The sequence below is a fragment of the Olleya sp. Hel_I_94 genome, from assembly GCF_007827365.1.
GTDB lineage: Bacteria > Bacteroidota > Bacteroidia > Flavobacteriales > Flavobacteriaceae > Olleya.
This window is the reverse complement of sequence record NZ_VISI01000002.1, coordinates 2,158,128-2,179,750: the sequence shown is the minus strand read 5'-3', so window position 1 is coordinate 2,179,750 and position 21,623 is coordinate 2,158,128. Positions and strand designations below refer to the sequence as shown.

General features: G+C 33.2%; 19 protein-coding genes. 5 read left to right on the top strand and 14 right to left on the bottom strand.

The genetic code is table 11. The features are described 5' to 3' along the window. Positions 1–2 precede the first annotated feature (2 nt). The 4 genes from JM82_RS13005 (at position 3) to JM82_RS12990 (ending at position 4,447) form a co-directional block, all read left to right on the top strand. Positions 3–2,363: a penicillin-binding protein 1A gene (locus tag JM82_RS13005; RefSeq protein WP_145004739.1), complete on the top strand. Its 2,361-nt coding sequence runs from the start codon at positions 3–5 to the stop codon at positions 2,361–2,363. A gap of 88 nt (positions 2,364–2,451) precedes the next feature. After that, positions 2,452–3,153 carry a CoA transferase subunit A gene (locus JM82_RS13000; RefSeq protein WP_145004736.1) on the top strand — a complete coding sequence of 234 codons (702 nt, stop codon included), beginning with the start codon at positions 2,452–2,454 and terminating at the stop codon, positions 3,151–3,153. Between the two features lie 11 nt (positions 3,154–3,164). Continuing rightward, positions 3,165–3,821 carry a CoA transferase subunit B gene (locus JM82_RS12995; protein ID WP_145004731.1) on the top strand — a complete coding sequence of 219 codons (657 nt, stop codon included), beginning with the start codon at positions 3,165–3,167 and terminating at the stop codon, positions 3,819–3,821. Continuing rightward, positions 3,821–4,447, top strand: coding sequence for a hypothetical protein (locus JM82_RS12990; protein ID WP_145004729.1), 627 nt, complete (start codon positions 3,821–3,823; stop codon positions 4,445–4,447). The genes JM82_RS12995 and JM82_RS12990 overlap by 1 nt, the downstream gene beginning before the upstream one ends. 284 nt (positions 4,448–4,731) lie before the next feature. Here JM82_RS12990 and JM82_RS12985 read toward each other — a convergent pair whose 3' ends face one another. Beyond that, complete coding sequence (locus tag JM82_RS12985; RefSeq protein WP_145004726.1) at positions 4,732–6,420, bottom strand: ABC transporter ATP-binding protein; 1,689 nt, start codon at positions 6,418–6,420, stop codon at positions 4,732–4,734. Positions 6,421–6,602: 182 nt separating this feature from the next. Here JM82_RS12985 and JM82_RS12980 point away from each other — a divergent pair, with 182 nt between their 5' ends. Beyond that, positions 6,603–9,257, top strand: a complete 2,655-nt coding sequence (locus JM82_RS12980) for a GEVED domain-containing protein (RefSeq protein ID WP_145004723.1) — start codon at positions 6,603–6,605, stop codon at positions 9,255–9,257. A gap of 91 nt (positions 9,258–9,348) precedes the next feature. Here JM82_RS12980 and JM82_RS12975 read toward each other — a convergent pair whose 3' ends face one another. The 13 genes from JM82_RS12975 to hemE form a co-directional block, all read right to left on the bottom strand. Then, positions 9,349–10,062: a 3'-5' exonuclease gene (locus JM82_RS12975; RefSeq protein WP_145004720.1), complete on the bottom strand. Its 714-nt coding sequence runs from the start codon at positions 10,060–10,062 to the stop codon at positions 9,349–9,351. A 6-nt stretch (positions 10,063–10,068) separates the two neighbouring features. Next, complete coding sequence (locus tag JM82_RS12970; RefSeq protein ID WP_145004717.1) at positions 10,069–12,279, bottom strand: S41 family peptidase; 2,211 nt, start codon at positions 12,277–12,279, stop codon at positions 10,069–10,071. A 73-nt stretch (positions 12,280–12,352) separates the two neighbouring features. After that, positions 12,353–13,510, bottom strand: coding sequence for a serine hydrolase domain-containing protein (locus JM82_RS12965; RefSeq protein ID WP_145004714.1), 1,158 nt, complete (start codon positions 13,508–13,510; stop codon positions 12,353–12,355). A 52-nt stretch (positions 13,511–13,562) separates the two neighbouring features. Next, positions 13,563–14,081 carry a DUF4442 domain-containing protein gene (locus JM82_RS12960; protein WP_145004711.1) on the bottom strand — a complete coding sequence of 173 codons (519 nt, stop codon included), beginning with the start codon at positions 14,079–14,081 and terminating at the stop codon, positions 13,563–13,565. After that, positions 14,081–14,554: a methylated-DNA--[protein]-cysteine S-methyltransferase gene (locus JM82_RS12955; protein WP_145004708.1), complete on the bottom strand. Its 474-nt coding sequence runs from the start codon at positions 14,552–14,554 to the stop codon at positions 14,081–14,083. The genes JM82_RS12960 and JM82_RS12955 overlap by 1 nt, the downstream gene beginning before the upstream one ends. A gap of 3 nt (positions 14,555–14,557) precedes the next feature. After that, the gene (locus JM82_RS12950; RefSeq protein WP_145004705.1) at positions 14,558–15,631 is read right to left on the bottom strand and encodes a CNNM domain-containing protein; all 1,074 of its coding nucleotides are present in this window, start codon (positions 15,629–15,631) and stop codon (positions 14,558–14,560) included. Between the two features lie 30 nt (positions 15,632–15,661). After that, entirely contained in the window at positions 15,662–16,651 is a 990-nt protein-coding gene (gene hemB / locus JM82_RS12945; RefSeq protein WP_145004702.1) for a porphobilinogen synthase, read from the bottom strand. A 7-nt stretch (positions 16,652–16,658) separates the two neighbouring features. Continuing rightward, positions 16,659–17,048 (bottom strand): YchJ family protein, encoded by a 390-nt coding sequence (locus JM82_RS12940; protein ID WP_145004698.1) that lies wholly within the window; start codon positions 17,046–17,048, stop codon positions 16,659–16,661. A gap of 1 nt (position 17,049) precedes the next feature. Next, positions 17,050–17,952 carry an oxygen-dependent coproporphyrinogen oxidase gene (hemF, locus tag JM82_RS12935; RefSeq protein ID WP_145004695.1) on the bottom strand — a complete coding sequence of 301 codons (903 nt, stop codon included), beginning with the start codon at positions 17,950–17,952 and terminating at the stop codon, positions 17,050–17,052. Then, positions 17,942–18,481, bottom strand: a complete 540-nt coding sequence (locus JM82_RS12930; RefSeq protein WP_145004692.1) for a GNAT family N-acetyltransferase — start codon at positions 18,479–18,481, stop codon at positions 17,942–17,944. The genes hemF and JM82_RS12930 overlap by 11 nt, the downstream gene beginning before the upstream one ends. Then, on the bottom strand, positions 18,481–19,233 hold the full coding sequence (locus JM82_RS12925) for an EI24 domain-containing protein (protein ID WP_145004690.1): 753 nt from the start codon (positions 19,231–19,233) through the stop codon (positions 18,481–18,483). The genes JM82_RS12930 and JM82_RS12925 overlap by 1 nt, the downstream gene beginning before the upstream one ends. Positions 19,234–19,235: 2 nt before the next feature. Then, entirely contained in the window at positions 19,236–20,588 is a 1,353-nt protein-coding gene (locus JM82_RS12920; RefSeq protein WP_145004687.1) for a TrkH family potassium uptake protein, read from the bottom strand. A gap of 2 nt (positions 20,589–20,590) precedes the next feature. Continuing rightward, positions 20,591–21,619 (bottom strand): uroporphyrinogen decarboxylase, encoded by a 1,029-nt coding sequence (gene hemE, locus JM82_RS12915; protein ID WP_145004684.1) that lies wholly within the window; start codon positions 21,617–21,619, stop codon positions 20,591–20,593. Positions 21,620–21,623: the final 4 nt, after the last annotated feature.

The following is a 21,623-nucleotide window of genomic DNA, read 5'->3' as shown; positions in this document are numbered from 1 at the left end:
ATATGGCAAAAACAAAAAAAGCAGAAGCAACAAACTTTGATAAGTATATTAGATGGTTTTGGATGCTGTTTTTAGGAGGTTTATTATCAGTAGTGTTATTGTTTCTACTAGCATCTTGGGGAGTGTTAGGCGAAATGCCAGATCACACACAATTAGAAAATCCAAAAACAAACTTAGCTACAGAAATTATTTCATCTGACGGAAAAACATTAGGTAATTTTTATTTTCGTGATAATAGAACACCAGTTAGTTTTGACGAGTTACCAGAGCATTTAGTACAAGCATTAATTGCAACAGAAGATGTAAGGTACATGGAGCATTCTGGTATTGATGGACGTGGTACTTTACGTGCAGTTTTAAAGCCTGGAAGTGGAGGAGCAAGTACAATTACGCAACAATTGGCTAAGCAACTATTTACAAAAAGAGCCTCTAGCAATAAAGTAAAAAGAGTCCTTCAAAAATTTAAAGAATGGATTATAGCTATAAGATTAGAGCGTCAATATACCAAAGAAGAAATTGTAGCGCAATACCTTAATATTGTAGATTTTGACAATAATGCAGATGGGATTCGTTCAGCTTCAAGGATTTATTTTGGAGGTAAAGAGCCTAAAGAGTTAACACTTAAAGAGTCTGCAATGATTGTTGGGATGCTTAAAAATCCATCACTTTTTAATCCACTTAAAGATAAGGGACAACGTGCAATTAGGACCAAACAACGTAGAAATACGGTGTTTGATCAAATGGCTAAATATGGTTATATCACAGATGTTGAAAAAGATTCGCTTCAAAAAACAGATTTAGGTATAAATTATACACCTGATAGTCATAGTTCAGGATCTGCAACTTATTTTAGAGGTTATCTAACAGAATTTATGAAAGAATGGATCGCAGATCCAAAAAACAGAAAAGCAGATGGCTCTAAGTATAGTTTGTATAATGATGGTTTAAAAATCTATACAACCATAGACTCACGCATGCAAAAATATGCTGAGTTAGCTGTTGCTAGACATATGCCAAGACTTCAGGCAGAGTTTTTTAATCAAAATACACCAGAGCGAAATAAAACTGCTCCTTTTTTAGATTTATCTTCAGATGAAGTTGATAAGTTATTAAATACAGCAATGAAACGTGGTGAGCGTTGGAGAATCTTAAAAAATGCTGGTAAGAATGATAAAGAAATTAGAGCGTCTTTTTATAAGCCAGCTCAAATGACCCTTTTTAAATGGGAAAAAGATGGTAGTCCAGGAGAATTTGATACCATAATGAAGCCTATTGACTCTATGCGTTATTACAAGTCTTTCCTGCACCCAGGAATGATGAGTATGGATCCACAAACTGGTCATGTTAAAGCATGGGTTGGTGGTATGAATTATAGACATTTTCAATACGATCACGTAAAACAGGGTAAACGTCAAGTAGGGTCTACATTTAAGCCTTTTGTTTATGCAACAGCAGTAAATCAATTACATATGTCACCATGTGATAAATTACCATTAGCGCCTTTAACTATTGAGGCTAATAAATATGGTAATCCAGAACCTTGGGCTCCTAAAAATGATGATAATAATTATAGTGGAGACCTAACATTAAAGGAGGCTTTAGCAAAATCTGTAAATACAATTACAGCAAGGTTAATGGATAAAGTTGGTCCACAACCAGTTGCCGAATTAGCTAAAAATTTAGGAATAACATCAGACATACCATTAGTACCTTCTATTGCATTAGGTACACCTGACATTAGTGTGTATGAAATGGTAGGTGCATATTCCGCTTTTGCTAACCAAGGAGTTTACACAAAACCGGTTATGGTAACGACAATAGTTGATAAAAATGATACAGTTTTATATCAATTTGTACCCGAAACTAAAGATGTTTTAAGTGAAGAAACAGCCTATGTAACCGTTAAGTTAATGGAAGGTGTAACACAATCGGGATCAGGATCAAGACTACGTAGAACATGGATGCCTAAAACTGGTGTGTATCCAGAAATTATTACAGGTTACCCTTATGAGTTTAAAAACCCAATAGCAGGTAAAACAGGTACTACGCAAAACCAGTCAGATGGTTGGTTTATGGGAATGGTACCTAATTTGGTTACTGGTGTATGGGTTGGTGCAGAAGATAGAGCTGTGCATTTTAAAAGTATTACTTATGGACAAGGAGCAGCTATGGCGTTACCAATTTGGGGAATGTACATGAAAAGTTGTTACGAAGATGAAACTCTAGACGTCTCTCAAGGTAGTTTTACACGTCCTTCAGAATTATCTATCGCAGTAGATTGTGAAGGATATGTTCCAGATGGAGGAGATTCACAAGGATTAGATTTATTAGATGACGAAGTCCCAGATGAGTTAGAAATGTAACTTATAATATATCTTTAAAATTAAAAGCCATTCTCTTCAGAATGGCTTTTTTATTTATTAAATTTAAACCACAAAAAATTAGAAAATAATGATTCTAAAAACAGTTAATTCAGTTTCAGATGCGTTAGAAGGCGTACAAGATAATATGACCTTTATGTTAGGTGGTTTTGGTCTTAGCGGTATTCCGGAAAATGCGATAGCAGAGTTGGTAAAACGTAATGTAAAAGGTGTGACTTGTATTTCAAATAATGCAGGTGTTGACGACTTTGGTTTAGGTTTGCTACTTCAAAAAAAGCAAATAAAAAAAATGGTATCCTCTTACGTAGGAGAAAATGATGAGTTTGAAAGACAAATGTTGTCTGGCGAATTAGATGTAGAGCTTATTCCACAAGGGACTTTAGCCGAACGTTGTCGTGCTGCTCAAGCAGGATTTCCAGCTATTTTTACACCAGCAGGTTTTGGTACAGAAGTAGCCATAGGAAAAGAAACTAGAGAGTTTGATGGTAAAATGTATGTGCTAGAGCACGCTTTTAAAGCAGACTTTGCTTTTGTAAAAGCATGGAAAGGTGACGCAGCCGGAAATTTAATCTTTAAAGGTACAGCTAGAAACTTTAATCCGTGCATGGCTGGAGCAGCTAAAATTACCGTTGCTGAGGTTGAAGAGTTGGTTCCGGTTGGTGAGTTAGACCCTAATCAAATACACATTCCAGGTATATTTGTACAACGTATTTTTCAGGGTGAAAAATATGAGAAAAGAATTGAGCAAAGAACAGTTAGACAAAGAAGTTAAAGACATACATTATGTTAGATAAAACAGGAATAGCAAAGCGAATAGCTAAAGAAGTGCAAGATGGCTACTATGTTAATTTAGGAATTGGTATTCCAACCTTAGTTGCCAATTATGTGCGTGAGGATATAGAAGTTGAATTTCAATCAGAAAATGGAGTTTTAGGTATGGGACCTTTTCCTTTTGATGGAGAAGAAGATGCAGACATTATTAATGCAGGAAAACAAACCATTACAACTTTACCAGGAGCTAGCTTTTTTGATTCAGCGATGAGCTTCTCTATGATTAGAGGACAACATGTTGATTTAACTATTTTAGGAGCTATGGAAGTGTCGGAAGATGGTGATATTGCCAATTGGAAAATACCTGGTAAAATGGTTAAAGGTATGGGAGGAGCTATGGATCTTGTAGCTAGTGCAGAAAATATTATTGTGGCAATGATGCATACCAACAGAGCAGGCGAATCTAAGCTACTTAAAAAGTGCAGTCTTCCTTTAACAGGTGTTGGTTGTGTTAAAAAAATTGTTACCAACTTAGCTGTTATTGAAGTTACAGATAGCGGTTTTAAACTATTAGAACGTGCACCAGGAGTTACTGTAGATCAAATTCAAAAAGCTACTGAAGGTCATTTGATTATTGAAGGAGATATCCCAGAAATGGATATATTATAATGCGTATTAAGACCTTAAGTAATCAGTTTGTAGACTATCATTATGTATTAGATAGAAATCATGATATAATTGAAGATCGGTTTTTAAAAAATGTGACCATTGCTTTGGATTTTTTAGTAAAAAGTAGTGCGCTTACCATAACTTTTAAAGAGGACAATCAAACATATAATGTTGATGTCATTGACGTGTTAATTCAAGACGTCGATAATAATATAACAATTGTTTCAGGTCAAAAAAATGCTTACAGCCCTAAATATAACACCATTATGTTTTACGATACACATGGTGTTATTTTTAGGAAAAATCATAAAAAAAGATGGTTTAAACGCAATAAAGGATACAATTCTCCTGTATCCTTATTATCTCATGAATTAATTCATTGTTATAATGAGTTATATGATACAGAAGATTATCTGGCTAGAAAGAGAAACCATACGTCTAAAGGTCAAAAAATAGATGCAGATGGACGCGATTTGTCGTTTCCAAATGCTGAGGAGGTTTTTGTAATTAAAATGACTAACCAAGTGGCAGCTAGATTAGGTGAGGATAGACGTTCTAATTACGGTAGAAGTTACTATCCTACTAGAGGTGTTTTGACTACTAAGCCAGCTAAAAAAACAAAGTAAAAAAGGTCTAATAAATACACTAAATGTTAAAATTAAGTGTATTTTATCGAATAATTATGCTTTTTGTCTGATTATTATCAAAAGAGGTTGTATGTTTACAATCCCAAACCTAACCATTAGAAATAAACCAAGTCTACCATGATTTAATCTATTTTTAATACTTTTTTGTTTCAAATTTATCAAAAACTTGACCTACTATGTTTTTTAAGAATTTAAGAAAAGGATTTAAAAATGCTGTTAATTTTATTAGCAGCGTTTTCTATTTAACAAAAAAAGTATTTATGCTATAGTCCCTTTGGGATGGCAGCAATTAGCTTTTTTGTGTAGGCTTTTTGAGGTGTGTTGTATATTATATCAGCATCAGCTAATTCTTCTATTTTACCCTTATTCATTACTAAAAGTTGATCACTCATGTATTTTACTACAGCTAAATCGTGAGAAATAAAAATGTAGGTAAAACCAAACTTTTCTTTTAGTTCATTTAATAAATTTAAAACTTGTGCTTGTACAGATATGTCCAAAGCAGACACAGACTCGTCACAAACAATTAATTTAGGCTGTAATGCAATAGTACGCGCTATTCCTATACGTTGTCTTTGTCCTCCAGAAAACTCATGTGGATATCTATTATAGGCAGTGTCATCCAGTCCAACACGATTTAATATCTCTAAAGTTTTAGCTTTTCTTTCAGTATCATTAGCGTATAAATTATGCACCTTCATAGGTTCCATGATTGCATTACCAATAGTTAACCTTGGGTTTAGTGAGGCGTAAGGATCTTGAAAAATGATTTGAATATCTTTTCTAATAGCTATTGTTTCAGCTTTAGTTAAATTGGTAATGTCTTTGCCTTTATATAAAATTTGACCTTTAGTGGCTTTATCTAATAGTAGGATAGCGTTTCCTAAGGTAGATTTACCACAGCCGGATTCGCCTACTAATCCTAAAGTTTCACCTTCATACAAATTAAAACTAACATTATTAACTGCTTTAAATGTTTCTGCTTTAGCAAAAAAACCTGATTTAGAAACATATTCTTTTTCAAGATTTTTAACTTCTAATAATGGTAATTTAGCATATATTTTTTTGTGCTGAATTTGACGCATAGTACTAGTCACGACTACTTCCGAAACTTCATTTTTTAATACATCAGCTATTGTTGGTAGTGTTTTAAGTCTAACATCTAATGATGGTCTAGATTTAATAAGCGCTTTAGTATAATTGTCTTTTGGCTTATTAAAAATTGTGTTAGCAGTATTTTGCTCTACAATTTGACCTTTATACATAACAAGCACTCGGTCTGCAATTTCTGATATTAAACTTAAATCGTGAGTAATAAAAATAATACTCATTTTAGTTTCGGTTTGTAGCTCTTTTAATAGACTAATTATTTCTTTTTGAACCGTTACATCTAAAGCAGTGGTTGGCTCATCAGCAATAAGAAGTTGAGGTTTACATGCAATTGCCATAGCAATCATGACGCGTTGTTTTTGTCCACCAGAAATTTCGTGAGGATAAGCTTGATAAACGCGTTCAGGATTTGGAAGTTTTACTTTTTCGAGTAATACTAGTGTTTCTGCTTTAATTTGTTTTTTAGTTAAAGATGTGTGTTGATGTAAGATCTCTTCAACTTGCTTACCACATGTCATAGATGGATTTAAAGAGCTCATTGGTTCCTGAAAAATCATTCCAATTTTGGCGCCTCTTATGGTTTGCAGATTTTTATTACTTAAAGTTGTTAAGTCTTTATTTTCAAAAATTATACTTCCTGAAGTTATTTTAAAAATAGCCTTAGATAACAACCCTAAAATAGCTAAAGATGATACGGATTTACCAGAACCAGATTCTCCTACAACACCAACAATTTCGTTAGTATTAATATGGTATGAAATGTTATTAATAATGGTCTTGTAGTCAGATCCATTTTTTACGTCAATTGTTAGACCTTCTGTTTTAAGTAAAATCTCGCTCATATAGGGTAAAAGTAATTAATTTCTTTCAAATGATTGCGGGTTAAACCACACATAAAAGCGAATGTTTTTTAATACGTTGTTTTTAATCGAAAAACAAATAGTTAAAAATGATTTATTGTTAAAGTTTTAATAATTTAACCATCAAATTAATAATTATTATCTTAATCCATTAATTAATTAGCATGAAAAAAACAATTACTTTATCATTATTAAGTTTTTTATTAACGCTTTCTGTTTTTGCTCAGCAAGATAGAAATTGTTCAACAATGGAGAACTTAGAATACAGAAAACAATTAGATCCAACCTTAGAGCAAAGGATGGATCAGATCGAAGCTTTTACGCAACAACGTGTTGCACAATCCCAAAATGCCAGAATTGATGGAAGTATAATTACTATACCAGTCGTAGTACATGTTTTGTATAGAAACAGCACCGAAAACATTAGTGTAGCTCAAATCCAGTCACAATTAGATGTTTTAAACGAAGATTTTAGACGCACTAATCCGGATGCAGATAATACGTGGTCACAGGCAGCCGATTCTGAAATTCAGTTTTGTTTAACAACCATTGATCCAAACGGAAATACAACAACAGGTATTACTAGAAAACAAGTGACACGTCAAGATTGGGGAACGTCTGATGATATGAAGAGAACGTCAACTGGAGGTGTTAACCCATGGAATACTAGTGAGTATTTAAACATGTGGATTGTACCACAAATGACAAGTGGAGGAAATACTATTTTAGGTTATGCTCAATTTCCTGGTGGCAGTGCAGCAACAGATGGTGTTGTAATGGGCTACAATTATTTTGGTAGAGTTGGTAATGTTAGTGCACCTTTTGATGGTGGAAGAACAACAACACACGAAGTAGGTCACTTTTTAAATTTACGTCATATTTGGGGAGATGCTAATTGTGGTAATGATTTTGTAAGTGATACACCTACACATCAAACGTCAAATGGTGGATGTCCAGTAGGACAAGTATCTTGTGGGTCTACAGATATGGTGCAAAACTATATGGATTATACCAATGACTCTTGTATGAATTTATTTACACAAGGACAAAAAGCGCGTATGCGAGCAACGTTACTTAGTGGTGGACCTCGTGCAGCTTTAGGATTATCTGATAAGTGTGGAGGAGGTGGAACTACACCAACTTGTACAGATGGTGTTCAAAATGGAGACGAAACAGGCGTTGATTGTGGTGGTTCTGCATGTACACCTTGTACAACAGGTACACAATATTGTGCTTCGCAAGGGAATAGTGTTAGTGACGAGTATATTAGTCGTGTTCAAGTAGGATCTATTAACAATGCCTCAGGAGCACAATTATATTCAGATTTTACTAGCATAACGACTAATTTAACTAAAGGATCTTCTAATACTATTACAATTACTCCAACTTGGACAGGAACCACTTATGCAGAGGGTTATGCAGCTTGGATTGACTATAATAACGATGGTGATTTTACAGATTCAGGAGAACAAATTTTCTCTAAAGCTGCATCAACAGCAACTCCAGCAACAGGAAGCTTTACAGTGCCAAGTAGTGCTGTTACAGGTAGCACAAGGTTAAGAGTATCTATGAAATATAACGCAGTGCCTACATCTTGCGAAACTTTTTCTTATGGAGAAGTGGAAGATTATACTATTAATTTAACGGTTGGAGCTGCAGATACGGTTAAACCAGTTATTAGTTTAATTGGAGGATCTACAATTAACTTAACTGTTGGTGATACATATACAGAACAAGGTGCTACAGCAACGGATAATGTTGATGGAAACCTTACTTCTAGTATTGTAATTTCAGGAACAGTTAATACTAATACAGCAGGAACGTATACAAGAAACTATAATGTAAGTGATGCAGCAGGTAATGCAGCAAACCAAGTCACTAGAAGTATTGTAGTAAGTCCAGCAAGTACAACAGGTTGTTCTGGAGCAATTTCTTCTTTTCCTTATAATGAAGGTTTTGAATCAGGTTTTGGCGCTTGGACACAAGGTAGTGGTGACGACTTTAATTGGACTAGAAGAAGTGGGTCTACTCCGTCAAGTAACACTGGACCATCTAGTGCAAGTGAAGGATCACAATATGTATTCATGGAGTCTTCAGCACCAAATTATTCTACTAAACGTGCCTTATTAGTATCGCCTTGTTTTAATTTATCTGGAATTAATAACGGAAGCTTTAGCTTTAAATATCATATGTATGGTACATCTGCAATGGGAAGTTTAAGTTTGGCTATTAGTACTAACAATGGATCAACTTGGTCAACAATTTGGACACGATCTGGTAATCAAGGTAATTCTTGGTTAGATGCAAATGTAGATTTGTCTTCTTACTCAGGAAATTCAGTAAAATTAAGATTTGATGGGACAACAGGTACAACTTGGCAAGGTGATATGGCAGTAGACGCTGTAAGTTTAACCAATGGATCTGCAGATAAGTGTGCAGGAGTTGCAGAATATAATGGTAGCCAATCTTACTCAGTGGGAGATCAAGTAACCTATTTAGGTAATTTATATGAAAGAACAGCAAGTGGATGGACTAATCTAGGTGCTTGCGGAACAGCAAGAACATCTAACGAAGGGTTTGTACAACATTTAGGAGTAGAAATTTCTATATATCCAAACCCAGTAAAAGGAGATGCCTTATTTGTTAAAACTAATATAGAGAATCTACCATTTACGGTAATTAATATGATAGGACAACAAGTAGTTAAAGGTGTTACAACATCAAATGGTATTAATGTAAGTAAGCTTGAAGCTGGATTATATTTAATACAATTTGAAGTAAATGATACTATTGAAACAAGAAAATTTATAAAGCAATAACAATTAGTCTTAATTAATCAATCATTTTTTTATTGCTAAAAGCCTCAACGAAAGTTGAGGCTTTTTATTTATATTATACCCTTATGTTTATTTAAATATGAATGATTTCATCATCAGTAAGAATGGAGTCGCCACGTAAACGTAAAAATATTTGTGCTACTGCAATGGTGTCTTTTTCGCAATAAATAATAATACGATCAATGTCATTGTCTTCATAGTAAGTTTTATAAACTTCGCTACCATCAATATCATCTTTTGGACTAGGAATACCCAAAACGTTAGTCATTAACTTTAATGATGTATACGTTTTGTAGTCACCAAACTTCCATAATTCCATGGTGTCTAAGTGCGGAATTTCCCAAGGTTTTTTACCAAAAAGATTTAATTTATAAGGTAATTCTATGTTATGAATAATCAAACGTCTAGCGATGTATGGAAAGTCAAACTCCTTACCGTTATGTGCACAAAGTAAATGCTTTGTTTGACTAAAATGAGAAATTAAAAGGTTTTTAAATTCGACTAAAAGTTTACGTTCTTCTCCATAAAAGGATGTTGTTCTAAACAGGCGTGTGTCGCCTTTAATGGTAAAATATCCAACCGAAATACATACTATTTTGCCAAACTCAGCCCAAATACCAGCACGATCGTAAAACTCTTCTGCTGTAAACTCTTCCTTGCGTTGGTAACGTGATTTAGCGTCCCAAAGATCTTGCTTAGTTTTGTCTAAATCTGAAAAATATTGTGTTTCCGGAACGGTTTCTATGTCTAGAAATAAGATGTTTTCAAGGTTGAGTTTGGTTATCATTAGTGGTCAATCTTTAGCGTTTATTGGTGCAATTTTAGCGTCATCAATGATTTCGATTGCTTTTTCAATCAATTCATCACGTTCTTCTATTAGTCCTTTAATCGTTGGTTTTACCTCAATATCTGGTACGATTCCAACACGTTGGGTTGGAGTGCCATCAGGATAATATACGCCAATTCCAGAAATCATAGTTTTTAATCCTCCTGGAAGATAAATTGTAGATACATTACCATCTGCTCCAGCTGTTGTGCTACCTATTATAGATACATTATCTCCTGCTCTAAATGCCATAGCTGTATATTCAGCTGCGCTCTGAGATATTTCGTTTACTAATACTATTACTTTACCTTGATATGTTTTTCCTTTTGACGGAATGTATAAATTGTCACCAAACGTGAATTCTCCAGGATAATCTATATTACCTGTTGTAAATTTAACAAAAGGTGTTTTAGATGAGGTAAAGAAGCTACCTAAGGTAAAAGGCATAAAGGCAGATGGATAGTTTCTAATGTCTACAATAATCCCTTTGGTGTTTTTTAATTCTTTTTTTATTTTATTCACGTCCTCATCTTTAATGTTTTTAAGTGAAACATATCCAATGTTATTTTTAAGTAGTCTATAACTACTAATGTTTTCTTCTTTTGTGTACCATTTGTAAAAGTCCTTAATGTCTTTTTTGTTGTATACAGGTATTGTTTTAATTAATTTGATACCATTGTCTTCTACCTCAATATCTAAGCTATTGCTTGTAGTACGTAATAAATTAAAACTAATATCTCTTAAACGAGTTGGCTGGTTTGACGCTGGATAAAAATCTTGATTATCTGTAACGATGTCTTCAACTTTTTTTCCGTTAATACGCGTAATAATATCTCCTATTTTTAAACCGTTTCTAGGACTGTCTTCATTATAAAAGTTGTCTATAACCAGCTTGTTTTCAATAAATGAAACATGGAAATTTGGATAGTTGTCACCAAGTATTTCGTTAATTTTATCTTTTCCTCTCCAAAGATTAGCATGAGTGTCTTTAATGTCTGCAATCATCTTTAAAGCTGCTAATTCATATTCTAATTCGTTTTTAGCATTAATAAATGGTGGAATATTTTCTTTTAAACTTTCATTCCAGTCTTTATCCATTATATGTTTATAAGGAAAAAAATAATTAATCATATTCCAGTATTTATAAACCGATAATAATCTAAAACCATCATCTGGATATGGCATGTTAGCATAGGGATTTTCATTTTTAAACTCTGGATTTCCAACACCGCGAACCATATCAATATAATAATGGTTACCTTGGTGTCTGTTTTGGGTAATAAACTGTAGTTTGTTAATTAAATCTTTAGATAAATTACCATCTGTAATCCAACTTAAATTAGGTTTTAAAACAGCATTTTCGTCTAATGGTTTACATTTTTTACAGATTTTTACAGTTCCTAAATTATCTATCCAATTACTAAGGATTTTATCTCGATCTGTATTAGATTTAGCTTTTTGATAATCTGGTAATATTCTAAATAATTCGTAATCCCAATTAAAATTTCCTTTTCCAACTTCTGGATGGTAGTATTTTAAGAAACCCCAAATGCGTCCCAGAAGCGTTAAATTTTCTATTTGGTTTTTTTGAGATAAATCTATTGTGATTTTAGAACCTTTATCAAATTCTTTGTCCAATTCTTTCTCAGGAGCTTGATCCAGTGGTTTACCATCAACTGTTATTTTAAAATTATCTACCCATATTTTTCCTGTTCCAACTATTAAACCACCAAAGGAAATAGATGTTGCATTGTTATTAGTCTTTAATTCTACTTCGTGTTTTTTCCAATCTGTAGTACCTTGGACCTTTCTTGATTCCATGTTATCAATACTTATATCTGGATCAATACGCATCCATAAACCAGCCCAACCATTAACTATATTTTCAGTTTTTAAATAGCCAGTTAGCTTTATTTTTTTTCCTCCAAAATCTGCAGGAATAGTATATGTTAAAACTCGAAATTCATCAGTATTACCATTACCCTCTATGGACGCAGATGTTACTCCGTTTTGAGAAATTGCGGTGTCATAAACAATATTATATTCTTTGTTTCCAAAGGAAGACCATCCAACAGCCTCTTTCTCTTTCAGGATTTCAAAGTCAAAATTTAATGAGTCTTGTGCATACATACTGTTACACAATAAGAGTACATAAAATGTAAAAATTAGTTTTTTCATGGTTGATTAGTTTACTCAAAAAAATGAATAAATTAAAAGCGTATTAACTAACACTATGTTAAATAACAAAATATTAAGGTTTCATATTTAGCATTTTATAAGCTTCATCAATGTATAAAGCAATATCATTAGTAAATACACCAACACCAGCATCTGGAGATTTTTGATGTCCTAAACGTACAATTATAACATTGTCTTCTGGTTGTACAATTACATATTGTCCTAAATGTCCACGCATCATGAAAAAGTCTTTACCAATCTGGTTTTTTAACCACCAACCATAGCCATATTCTGGACTAGCTGCAAAACGAGGTTTTAAGGATTTAGCAACAAAAGCAGAATCTAGAATTTGTTGTCCATTCCATTTTCCATGGTCTTTGTATAGTTTACCAAATCTTGCAAAATCTTTAGCGTTACTAGCTATACAGCAATAGGCTTTTACTAAATCGTGTGTTTCACTATCGACTTGCCATAAGGTTTCGTTTTCACTACCTAATGGTTTCCAAAAGCTTTCGGTTAAATAATCGTACATTTTTTTACCTGTTGCTTTTTCAATAACCATTGCTAACATTTGTGTGTCTCCACTAGCATATTTAAAAGCTTGACCAGGTTGGTCTACAACTTTTAAACCATTCATAACTTTAGCTAAGTCATCGTCAAAATAAGCACGTGTAGTGATAGATAAAGGCGAATAGTATGCTTCATCCCAATTGGTACCAGAGGACATGCTAGACAAATCTCCAACAGTCATTTTTGCTGCTTCGCCATCACAAAATGCTGGTAAAAAGTCACAAACTGGCTGATCTAAACTTTTAATGTAACCTTCCATTATCGCTTTTCCCATAAGCCCAGAGACATAACTTTTAGCCATAGAAAATGAGTTAGATTTAGAGTCTTTGTTGTAACCATCATAGTAGTTTTCAAACCAGATACTATCGTTTTTTATAATAACGTATGCTATTGTTCCCCAATCTTTATTGGCTTTTTGCAATGTTTCGGTTTCTGTTACTGTATTGTATTTAATATGATTAGGCCAAGGTTGAGGTGTTCCATTTTTAACCTCTTGGTTATCAAATTTTTTGTAGTCATCTAAAAAGGCGGTTGTATAACCACGCATGTAAATGGTACGTACAGCTTTAATTAAGTAGTCTGTGTCTGTTATGTAAAGGGTTGCGATTAGTAATCCAAAAAGAACTACAAGTACTTTAAGAAGCTTTTTTAAGAATTTCATTTATTTTATTAGTTTAGATTTTAAATATAATAAAATTATGAATCAAAATTTATTATTTGCTAAGTCTTAGCGCAAGCTTTTTCTTGTAGTATGCTTTTTGCGCGATGTATAGCGTTTTGGAAAATTCTGCAATAACTTCAGCTTTGGTATTTACCAATTGCATTGTTTTGATAATATCAACTTGTTGTTTTGTTTTTAATTGATTTTTTAAGGCTTCGATTTCTTCTTTAGTAAAAACAAACTCACCATAAATAGTGCTTTTACCAGGTCGTTTATATTTAGCAGTAACTGCTTTATCCCAAACGACATAGTCGTCACCTAAAATTTGAATAAGTTGTATCATGTAAATAGGGTCTGTTGCAGATAGCATGCTACCACCAAACATAGATCCAGCGTAATTACGATTTTTATAATTAAGTTTTAATCGTATTTTGACGTAGTGTAAATCGTCGCTAACCTCTGTAAGTCTTGCGGTTGTTCGTCTATACATTGGTGACCAGTTAAAACCGTATTTATATATTGTTGCTGGTTTAACAAAACGCGTTAAAAATTGGGTTACTACTTTGTACATTAAAATAAAGATTGCTGTTTATATGGGCTTTCATGATCTAACAACCATTGTTTGCGGTGTAAACCTCCTGCATATCCTGTTAAGCTTCCGTCTGTACCTATAACCCTATGACATGGTATTATAATCCATAATGGATTTTTACCATTAGCGTTAGCAACAGCTCTGATTGCTTTTACATCGCCTAGTTGTTTTGAAAGTTGAAGATAAGATGTGGTTTTGCCAAACGGAATGTTTAGTAAGGCTTCCCAAACCTTGTTTTGAAAAGCGGTACCTTTTGGGTTTAGCTTTAAGCTGAATTGTTCTCGTGAACCTTCAAAATATTGGTTAAGTTGAAGTACGCAGTCATTTAAAACCTTGGGTATTTTTACAGAAACTTGTTCTTCTGAATTTAAAACGATTACTGATGCAATACCATTAACATCACCTGTTATTTTAGTAAAACCTAAAGGCGATTTGATAATGCATGTGTCCATGTATTATTCAGGATTATTTTCGTCTATGATACCTAATTTTTTTGCACGCGCTTCCCAGCTTTTTCTTGCTAAGTTTTGTAGGTCACTAACATTATCGCTTTCGTCCATAATTTCCATACCTAAAAGTGTTTCTATGACATCTTCCATAGTAACAATTCCGCTAACAGATCCATACTCGTCTACCACTAAAGCCATATGATTTCTAGTTTCTACAAGTTGTTCAAAAAGTGTTGGAATAGGTAAGTTACGATCTACGATAATAATGTCTCTTTTTAATTCGACTAACTTTTTAGATCCATTGCCTAAAGCCATTTCTTTAAAAATTTCGTCTTTTAAAACTAATCCTTTAATATTATCTTCTGTTTTAGAATACACAGGAATTCTTGAAAAACGAAGGTTCATATTTCTATTAAAAAAGTCTTCCACAGTTGTGGTTTCATTTTCAGATTGCATTACAGTACGAGGTGTCATTACGTTTTTAGCAAAAACCTCTTTAAATGTTAACAGGTTTTTTATAATCCTACTTTCGTTACCCTCAAAAACACCTTCTTCATGAGCCATATCTGCCATAACCAAAAACCCTTCGCGACTTAGTACGCTACCATGACCTTTACCACCAATTAACTTTGTTGTAAGTTGCATTAACCATAGTAATCCAGTCCATTTTAATGGGAAAATTAAAATATTAAGTGCTGTTGTTGTAAAACCAGCTAAACTTTTCCAATAGGTTGCACCAATTGTTTTTGGAATAATCTCTGAAGCGACTAATATTAAAATAGTCATAACTGCAGACACTACAAATACTCCGTATCCATCACCATTTCCGTAAAGTCCTTCTGCCTCTTTCCCGACTAAAATTGCACCAACAGTGTGTGCGATTGTATTTAGTGTTAAAATAGCAATTAAAGGTCGATCTACATCTTTTTTAAGATTTTCTAAATTTGTTGCAAACGCTTTACCTTCTTGCTTTTTTAGGTTAATAAATGTTGGAGTAACACTTAGTAAAACAGCTTCTAGAATAGAGCATAAAAACGAAAAAAATATTGATATAACTCCGTAAAATAGTAATAATCCCATGGATAGATTTTTGATTAATGTACTGCGAATTTACGATATTAATTTTACAATATCTTTAGCAAAATAACTAGCAATTACATCTGCACCAGCACGTTTGATAGCTGTAACTTGTTCCATCATAACTGCATCGTGGTCTAGCCAACCTTTTTCGGCAGCAGCTTTAAGCATTGCATATTCTCCAGAGACTTGATATACAGCAACAGGTACGTCAACTTCGTTTTTAATTTCTCGGACAATATCTAAGTAGCATAATCCTGGTTTTACCATTACAATATCTGCACCTTCATCTATATCCATTTCGGTTTCGCGTAGCGCTTCAAAACGATTAGCATAATCCATTTGGTAGGTTTTTTTATCCTTCGGAATATCTTGTGCATCCACAGGAGCTGAGTCTAAAGCATCACGGAAAGGACCATAAAAAGCTGAGGCATATTTAGCTGAATAGCTCATAATCCCTGTGTCTGTAAATCCTTCGTCTTCCAAAGCTTCGCGAATGGCTAGTATACGACCATCCATCATGTCACTTGGTGCAACAAAATTTGCTCCAGCTTGAGCGTGTGATACACTCATGTCTGCTAAAACGTCTACAGTGTCGTCATTGACAACTATTCCGTTTTCAATAATTCCGTCATGTCCATAAACTGAATAAGGATCCAATGCTACATCTGTCATCACTAGCATGTCAGGACAAGCATTTTTAACTGTTTTTATGGCACGTTGCATTAATCCATCAGGATTAATAGCTTCTGTCCCTTTATTGTCTTTTAAATGGTCCGGAACTTTTACAAATAGTAATACCGATTTTAAACCTAGTTTCCACAGCTCTTTAACTTCGGCTTGTAATAAATCTAAGCTGTAACGATAGTAATTTGGCATAGAAGCAATTTCTTCCTTAACACCTTTTCCTTCGACAATAAAAAGAGGTACTAAAAAATCGTTTGAAGAGATTATTGTTTCTCGTACCAAGCTTCTAATGGCTTCGTTTGTTCTTAATCGTCTATTTCTTTTAATTGGATACATAATTATATTAGTTTTTGGCATAACCTAAGTAATACCATTTGTTGTTTTCTCTTATGAAGGCAGAGTTTTCATGTATTACATCAACGTTTCCGTTGTCATAAAAATAGGCATTAAACATTACTGTACCCTCTTCATTATTACTTAAACCTTCAGTTGTATTTAAAATCTCAAGTTTTATCCACTCTACAGATTTAGCCCATTTTACAATTGCTTTTTTTTCTGAAATTGGTCTAGTAGAAATATGGTGTGTTTGCATTAAATAATCGCCATTTGCTAATACAAATGCGCTATATCTTGAGCGCATTAATTGCTCTGCTGTTTCGGTTTTTCCATTATTTAAATGAAACACTTCACAACAGTTTTTATAACTCTTAGTATTTCCGCAGTAGCAATCCATTTTAGACCCAATCTTTAGGGTTTTGCAATATTTTAATTAACCTTTCCTCTTCGCTACCAGCTTCTGGATGATGGTCATAAACCCATTGCACATGTGGCGGAAGACTCATTAAAATACTTTCTATACGTCCATTTGTTTTTAAACCAAAAAGGGTTCCTTTATCATGTACTAAGTTGAACTCAACATAACGTCCACGTCTTATTTCTTGCCAATCACGTTGTGCTTTGGTATAATCTAAATCTTTTCTTTTTGCTACAATAGGTACATAGGCATCTAGGAAACTATCACCAACTTCTGTTACAAAATCGTACCAATTTTGCATATTCATGTCTTCTGAAGCTTTACAGTAATCAAAAAACAAGCCTCCAATACCACGACCTTCATTACGATGTGTATTATGAAAATACTCGTCACAACGTGCTTTATATTTTGGATAAAATTCTGCATTGTGTTTATCGCAAGCTGTTTTACATGTTTGATGGAAGTGTGTTGCATCCTCATCAAATAAGTAATAAGGTGTTAGGTCTTGTCCTCCTCCAAACCATTGGTCTACAATATTACCGTCTTTGTCATACATTTCAAAATAACGCCAATTTGCGTGTACAGTAGGTACCATTGGATTTTTTGGATGTAAAACTAGACTTAATCCACAAGCAAAAAAATCGGCATCTTCAACACCAAAATATTTTTGCATGCTGTCAGGTAATTTACCGTGTACACCAGAAATATTAACACCACCTTTTTCAAAAACATTTCCGTTTTCTATAACTCGTGTGCGTCCTCCACCACCTTCTGGTCGTTTCCAAATGTCTTCTTGGAAAGTTGCTTTGCCATCTATTTTTTCTAATCCAGCAGTTATGCTGTCTTGTAATTGATGTATGTATTCAAAAAATTTATCTTTCATTATATAATTCGTATAACTCCATATCAAGCGGGTTTTCACCAATTGGAGTAAATTCGTTTTTTAAGGTTTTAATCCATTTAAAATTAGTGTTATTTGCCACTTTAACACTGCTAATATTGTCTTTATATACAATGATTTGTAGTGTGCTTAGATCTAAATTTTTAAAGGCGTAAGATGATAATGCAGCAACAGACTTTGTGATTAGTCCTTTGCCTTGAAAGTTGTAATCAATGCAATAGGCAAACTCACCCTGTTTGATGTGATGGTCGATTTCTTTTATATAAATTAGTCCTGCTAAAGTTCTGGTTTCGCTAGATTTTAAAGTGAATAAAAACTCTTCTTTATTATTATATTGTTTTACTTTTTTATCTACAAATAGTTGTGATAAAGTAGGTGTTAGGTTTTGTTGTAATGTTTTAGGAAAATAACGTTTTAATCTGTCTTGATTGGTAACCATGAAATCGCAAATTTTCCATGCATCTCCATTGTGTATGGGATTGATTTCAAAATTATCAAAAGTTGCAATCATTAGATTATGTTTTGATTTTCGGGTTTAAGACGTTTTACAGTGCTGATTGTTCCTGCTGTTACACTTAAGGGTAGTACTAAAATTACACCAATTATTGGAATAAATAAAAACAGGATAAAAACTAGTCCGTTACCTATAGCTAGTCTACGATTAGCTCTAACAAATTTTACACTGTCTTTGTAATTAAAATGACGCTCCAAGGTGTAATCCATATTACCAAAACCAGCATAATAGGATTGTATGATTATTAATAATGCTGTAGAAAAGATATTAATTACAGGAATAAATTTAAGAAGTAAAATTGGAATGGTAATTAGTAGCTCGCGACCTAAATTTCTGATGTTAATTCTAATCCCACGCCAAAGTTGCTCTTGAAACGATGTTTTTCTGTGATTGTGTTTAACTATACCAGTTAAATGCGTTTCTATTTTTTCTGACACAGGACTCATAAATGGAGCCGATAATGCCATAATAATGTGTTTGTAAAGGATTATGCCTAATGCTATAATAATTATAGCTCCAAGGACTGTAGATATAGTTGTAAAGGTTTGTTTACCCCATTCCCAAAACCAAATTTTTGCGATAAACTGTCCAATATTATCGGATAGTCCATAAGCAGTAAAACCAATGATAGTTGCAGTTAGAATACTAATAACAATAGGAATAAAAAAATACTTCCAAAGTTTAAGTTTTGAAATTAATGCAAATGCACCAGAGTATCCGTTTATTCCTTTTATTATGTTTTGTATCATTTTTATACTGCGATATCTTCTTTTATAACATTTGGTTTTTCTTGTTGTCTTTGTCTTGACCAGATGGCTAATCCAAAAGTTAAAACACCTAGACGACCAATAAACATTAAAGCAATAATTATCAATTTACCACCTGTATTTAAGTCTCCTGTAATACCTGTACTTAAACCTACAGTACCAAGTGCAGATGAAACTTCAAACAGGATTTCTTCAAATTTAAAATCGTTAGTTAAAGTTATTAAAAAAGTTCCGATAAGTATTATGATTGTGTAAAAGATAAAAGCAGAGGTGGCAATGTATAATCTTTCAAAAGGAATTTGTCTCCCTAAAAAAGTTACAGTTTTACTTCCAGTTAGTCTACTTTTCATGACTGCAAAAACAGCAGTTAGTGTTGTGATTTTAATTCCTCCAGCTGTTCCAGATGGTGAGGCTCCAATGTACATTAAAAAGATGCAAATTAACATCATTGCCTGAGTAAAATATCCAAAATCTACAGTGTTAAACCCTACTGTGGTCATGGCTGACATACATTGAAAAAAGGCAGCTATAAATCTTGAATCAGAATGGTAATTGACTATAGATGGTTCAAAATAAAAAAATGCTGTACCAAAAGTAAGTAGCATTAAAAATCCGTAGATAATTATTTTTGTTGTAAAACTAACTTTGTGTGATTTGTTTTTTATTTTTAATCCAAAATCTGTAATAACAATAAAACCTAATGATCCACAAATAGCTAACATTGAGATTATAAAATTGACAAAATTATTGTCAACATAGTCCATAAAACTATTGTTAAATAAACTAAAGCCTGCTGTGCAAAAGGAGCTTATGCTATGAAAAACAGATGACCAAATAGCCTCAAAGGTTGGCATGCCTTGTGCTTTAAAAGCTATAAAAAACAGAATAGCACCTATTGACTCCATTATTAGTGTAAATAACACTACAGATTTTAAAAATTCTGTAATTTTAATTGTGTTAGGTAATGTGAATTCTGTGGATAATATTTTTTTATGCCATAGGGTTATTTTTCTGGTAGTGGATAAAATCATATAGGTGGTAAAGGATAAATATCCAATACCACCTAATTGAACCAGGACCATTATTATAAATTGTCCAAAAATATTATAGGTGTCAAAAATTGAAACTGTAACCAATCCTGTAGTTGATACAGCAGAAGTAGCAATAAACAAATGGTCTAAAATAGAAGCGCTTTGTTTTTGAAATATTGGCAAACAGAGTAATATGAAACCTAGAGCAATATAAGTTAGAAAACCGTAAAATAAATTTTGTTGAGGTGTCCAACTTTTTTTAACTAAAGCATATTTTTTTGTTGTTTGGTTAAATGAAAGTTTCATTTTTAATCCGCTTTATACTCTTTTACAGCGTCTATAAATGCTTTAGCATTTTCTAATGGTATGTTTGGTAAAATACCATGACCAAGGTTTACAATGTATTTATCTTTACCAAAATCGTTTATCATTTGGTGTACCATTTTTTTAATTTCTGCAGGAGGAGAGAATAATCTAGTAGGATCAAAATTTCCTTGAAGTGTGATGTTTCCTCCAGTTAAATAACGTGCATTTTTAGCAGAACATGTCCAGTCTACACCTAAAGCAGATGCTCCAGATTTAGACATTTCTTCTAATGCAAACCAACAACCTTTACCAAATGCAATAACAGGTGTTTCGTCCTTTAATGCATCTATTATTTGTTGAATGTATTGCCAAGAAAACTCTTGGTAATCTACGGGAGATAACATGCCTCCCCAAGAATCAAATACTTGTACAGCATTAACACCTGCTTTTACTTTTTCTTTTAAGTAAGCAATCGTTGTATCTGTTATTTTTTGTAATAATTGGTGTGCAGCGATAGGATTTGTAAAACAAAACTCTTTTGCTTTATCAAAGTTTTTAGAGCCTTGACCTTGCACGCAATAGCATAAGATAGTCCAAGGCGAACCTGCAAAACCTATTAATGGTACTTCATTGTTAAGTTTCTCTTTTGTGGCTTTTATAGCTTCGTAAACATAGTTTAAAGCTTCCTTTGTGTCAGGTACTATAACATTATCTACGTCTTTTTGCGTACGAATTGGATTTGGTAAATAAGGACCAAAATTAGGTTTCATTTGTACCTCAATATTCATAGCTTGAGGAATTACTAAAATATCACTAAATAAAATAGCAGCGTCCATACCGTAACGACGGATTGGTTGTACAGTGATTTCGCTAGCTAATTCTGGCGTTTGACAACGTGTAAAAAAATCATATTTAGCCTTTATTTCCATAAATTCTGGAAGGTAACGACCTGCTTGACGCATCATCCAAACTGGTGGACGCTCTACTGTTTCTCCTTTTAATGCTCTTAAAAATAAATCGTTTTTCAACATATCC

What these genes read in the sequence shown, in the direction of transcription:
- JM82_RS12995 (WP_145004731.1), top strand. Translation starts at nt 3,165, where the DNA reads ATGTTAGATAAAACAGGAATAGCAAAGCGAATAGCTAAAGAAGTGCAA.
- JM82_RS12940 (WP_145004698.1), bottom strand. Translation starts at nt 17,048, where the DNA reads ATGGATTGCTACTGCGGAAATACTAAGAGTTATAAAAACTGTTGTGAA.
- hemB (WP_145004702.1), bottom strand. Translation starts at nt 16,651, where the DNA reads ATGTATCCAATTAAAAGAAATAGACGATTAAGAACAAACGAAGCCATT.
- JM82_RS13005 (WP_145004739.1), top strand. Translation starts at nt 3, where the DNA reads ATGGCAAAAACAAAAAAAGCAGAAGCAACAAACTTTGATAAGTATATT.
- JM82_RS13000 (WP_145004736.1), top strand. Translation starts at nt 2,452, where the DNA reads ATGATTCTAAAAACAGTTAATTCAGTTTCAGATGCGTTAGAAGGCGTA.
- JM82_RS12980 (WP_145004723.1), top strand. Translation starts at nt 6,603, where the DNA reads ATGAAAAAAACAATTACTTTATCATTATTAAGTTTTTTATTAACGCTT.
- JM82_RS12965 (WP_145004714.1), bottom strand. Translation starts at nt 13,510, where the DNA reads ATGAAATTCTTAAAAAAGCTTCTTAAAGTACTTGTAGTTCTTTTTGGA.
- JM82_RS12990 (WP_145004729.1), top strand. Translation starts at nt 3,821, where the DNA reads ATGCGTATTAAGACCTTAAGTAATCAGTTTGTAGACTATCATTATGTA.
- JM82_RS12925 (WP_145004690.1), bottom strand. Translation starts at nt 19,233, where the DNA reads ATGATACAAAACATAATAAAAGGAATAAACGGATACTCTGGTGCATTT.
- hemE (WP_145004684.1), bottom strand. Translation starts at nt 21,619, where the DNA reads ATGTTGAAAAACGATTTATTTTTAAGAGCATTAAAAGGAGAAACAGTA.
- JM82_RS12955 (WP_145004708.1), bottom strand. Translation starts at nt 14,554, where the DNA reads ATGGACACATGCATTATCAAATCGCCTTTAGGTTTTACTAAAATAACA.
- JM82_RS12950 (WP_145004705.1), bottom strand. Translation starts at nt 15,631, where the DNA reads ATGGGATTATTACTATTTTACGGAGTTATATCAATATTTTTTTCGTTT.
- JM82_RS12960 (WP_145004711.1), bottom strand. Translation starts at nt 14,081, where the DNA reads ATGTACAAAGTAGTAACCCAATTTTTAACGCGTTTTGTTAAACCAGCA.
- JM82_RS12930 (WP_145004692.1), bottom strand. Translation starts at nt 18,481, where the DNA reads ATGATTGCAACTTTTGATAATTTTGAAATCAATCCCATACACAATGGA.
- hemF (WP_145004695.1), bottom strand. Translation starts at nt 17,952, where the DNA reads ATGAAAGATAAATTTTTTGAATACATACATCAATTACAAGACAGCATA.
- JM82_RS12985 (WP_145004726.1), bottom strand. Translation starts at nt 6,420, where the DNA reads ATGAGCGAGATTTTACTTAAAACAGAAGGTCTAACAATTGACGTAAAA.
- JM82_RS12975 (WP_145004720.1), bottom strand. Translation starts at nt 10,062, where the DNA reads ATGATAACCAAACTCAACCTTGAAAACATCTTATTTCTAGACATAGAA.
- JM82_RS12970 (WP_145004717.1), bottom strand. Translation starts at nt 12,279, where the DNA reads ATGAAAAAACTAATTTTTACATTTTATGTACTCTTATTGTGTAACAGT.
- JM82_RS12920 (WP_145004687.1), bottom strand. Translation starts at nt 20,588, where the DNA reads ATGAAACTTTCATTTAACCAAACAACAAAAAAATATGCTTTAGTTAAA.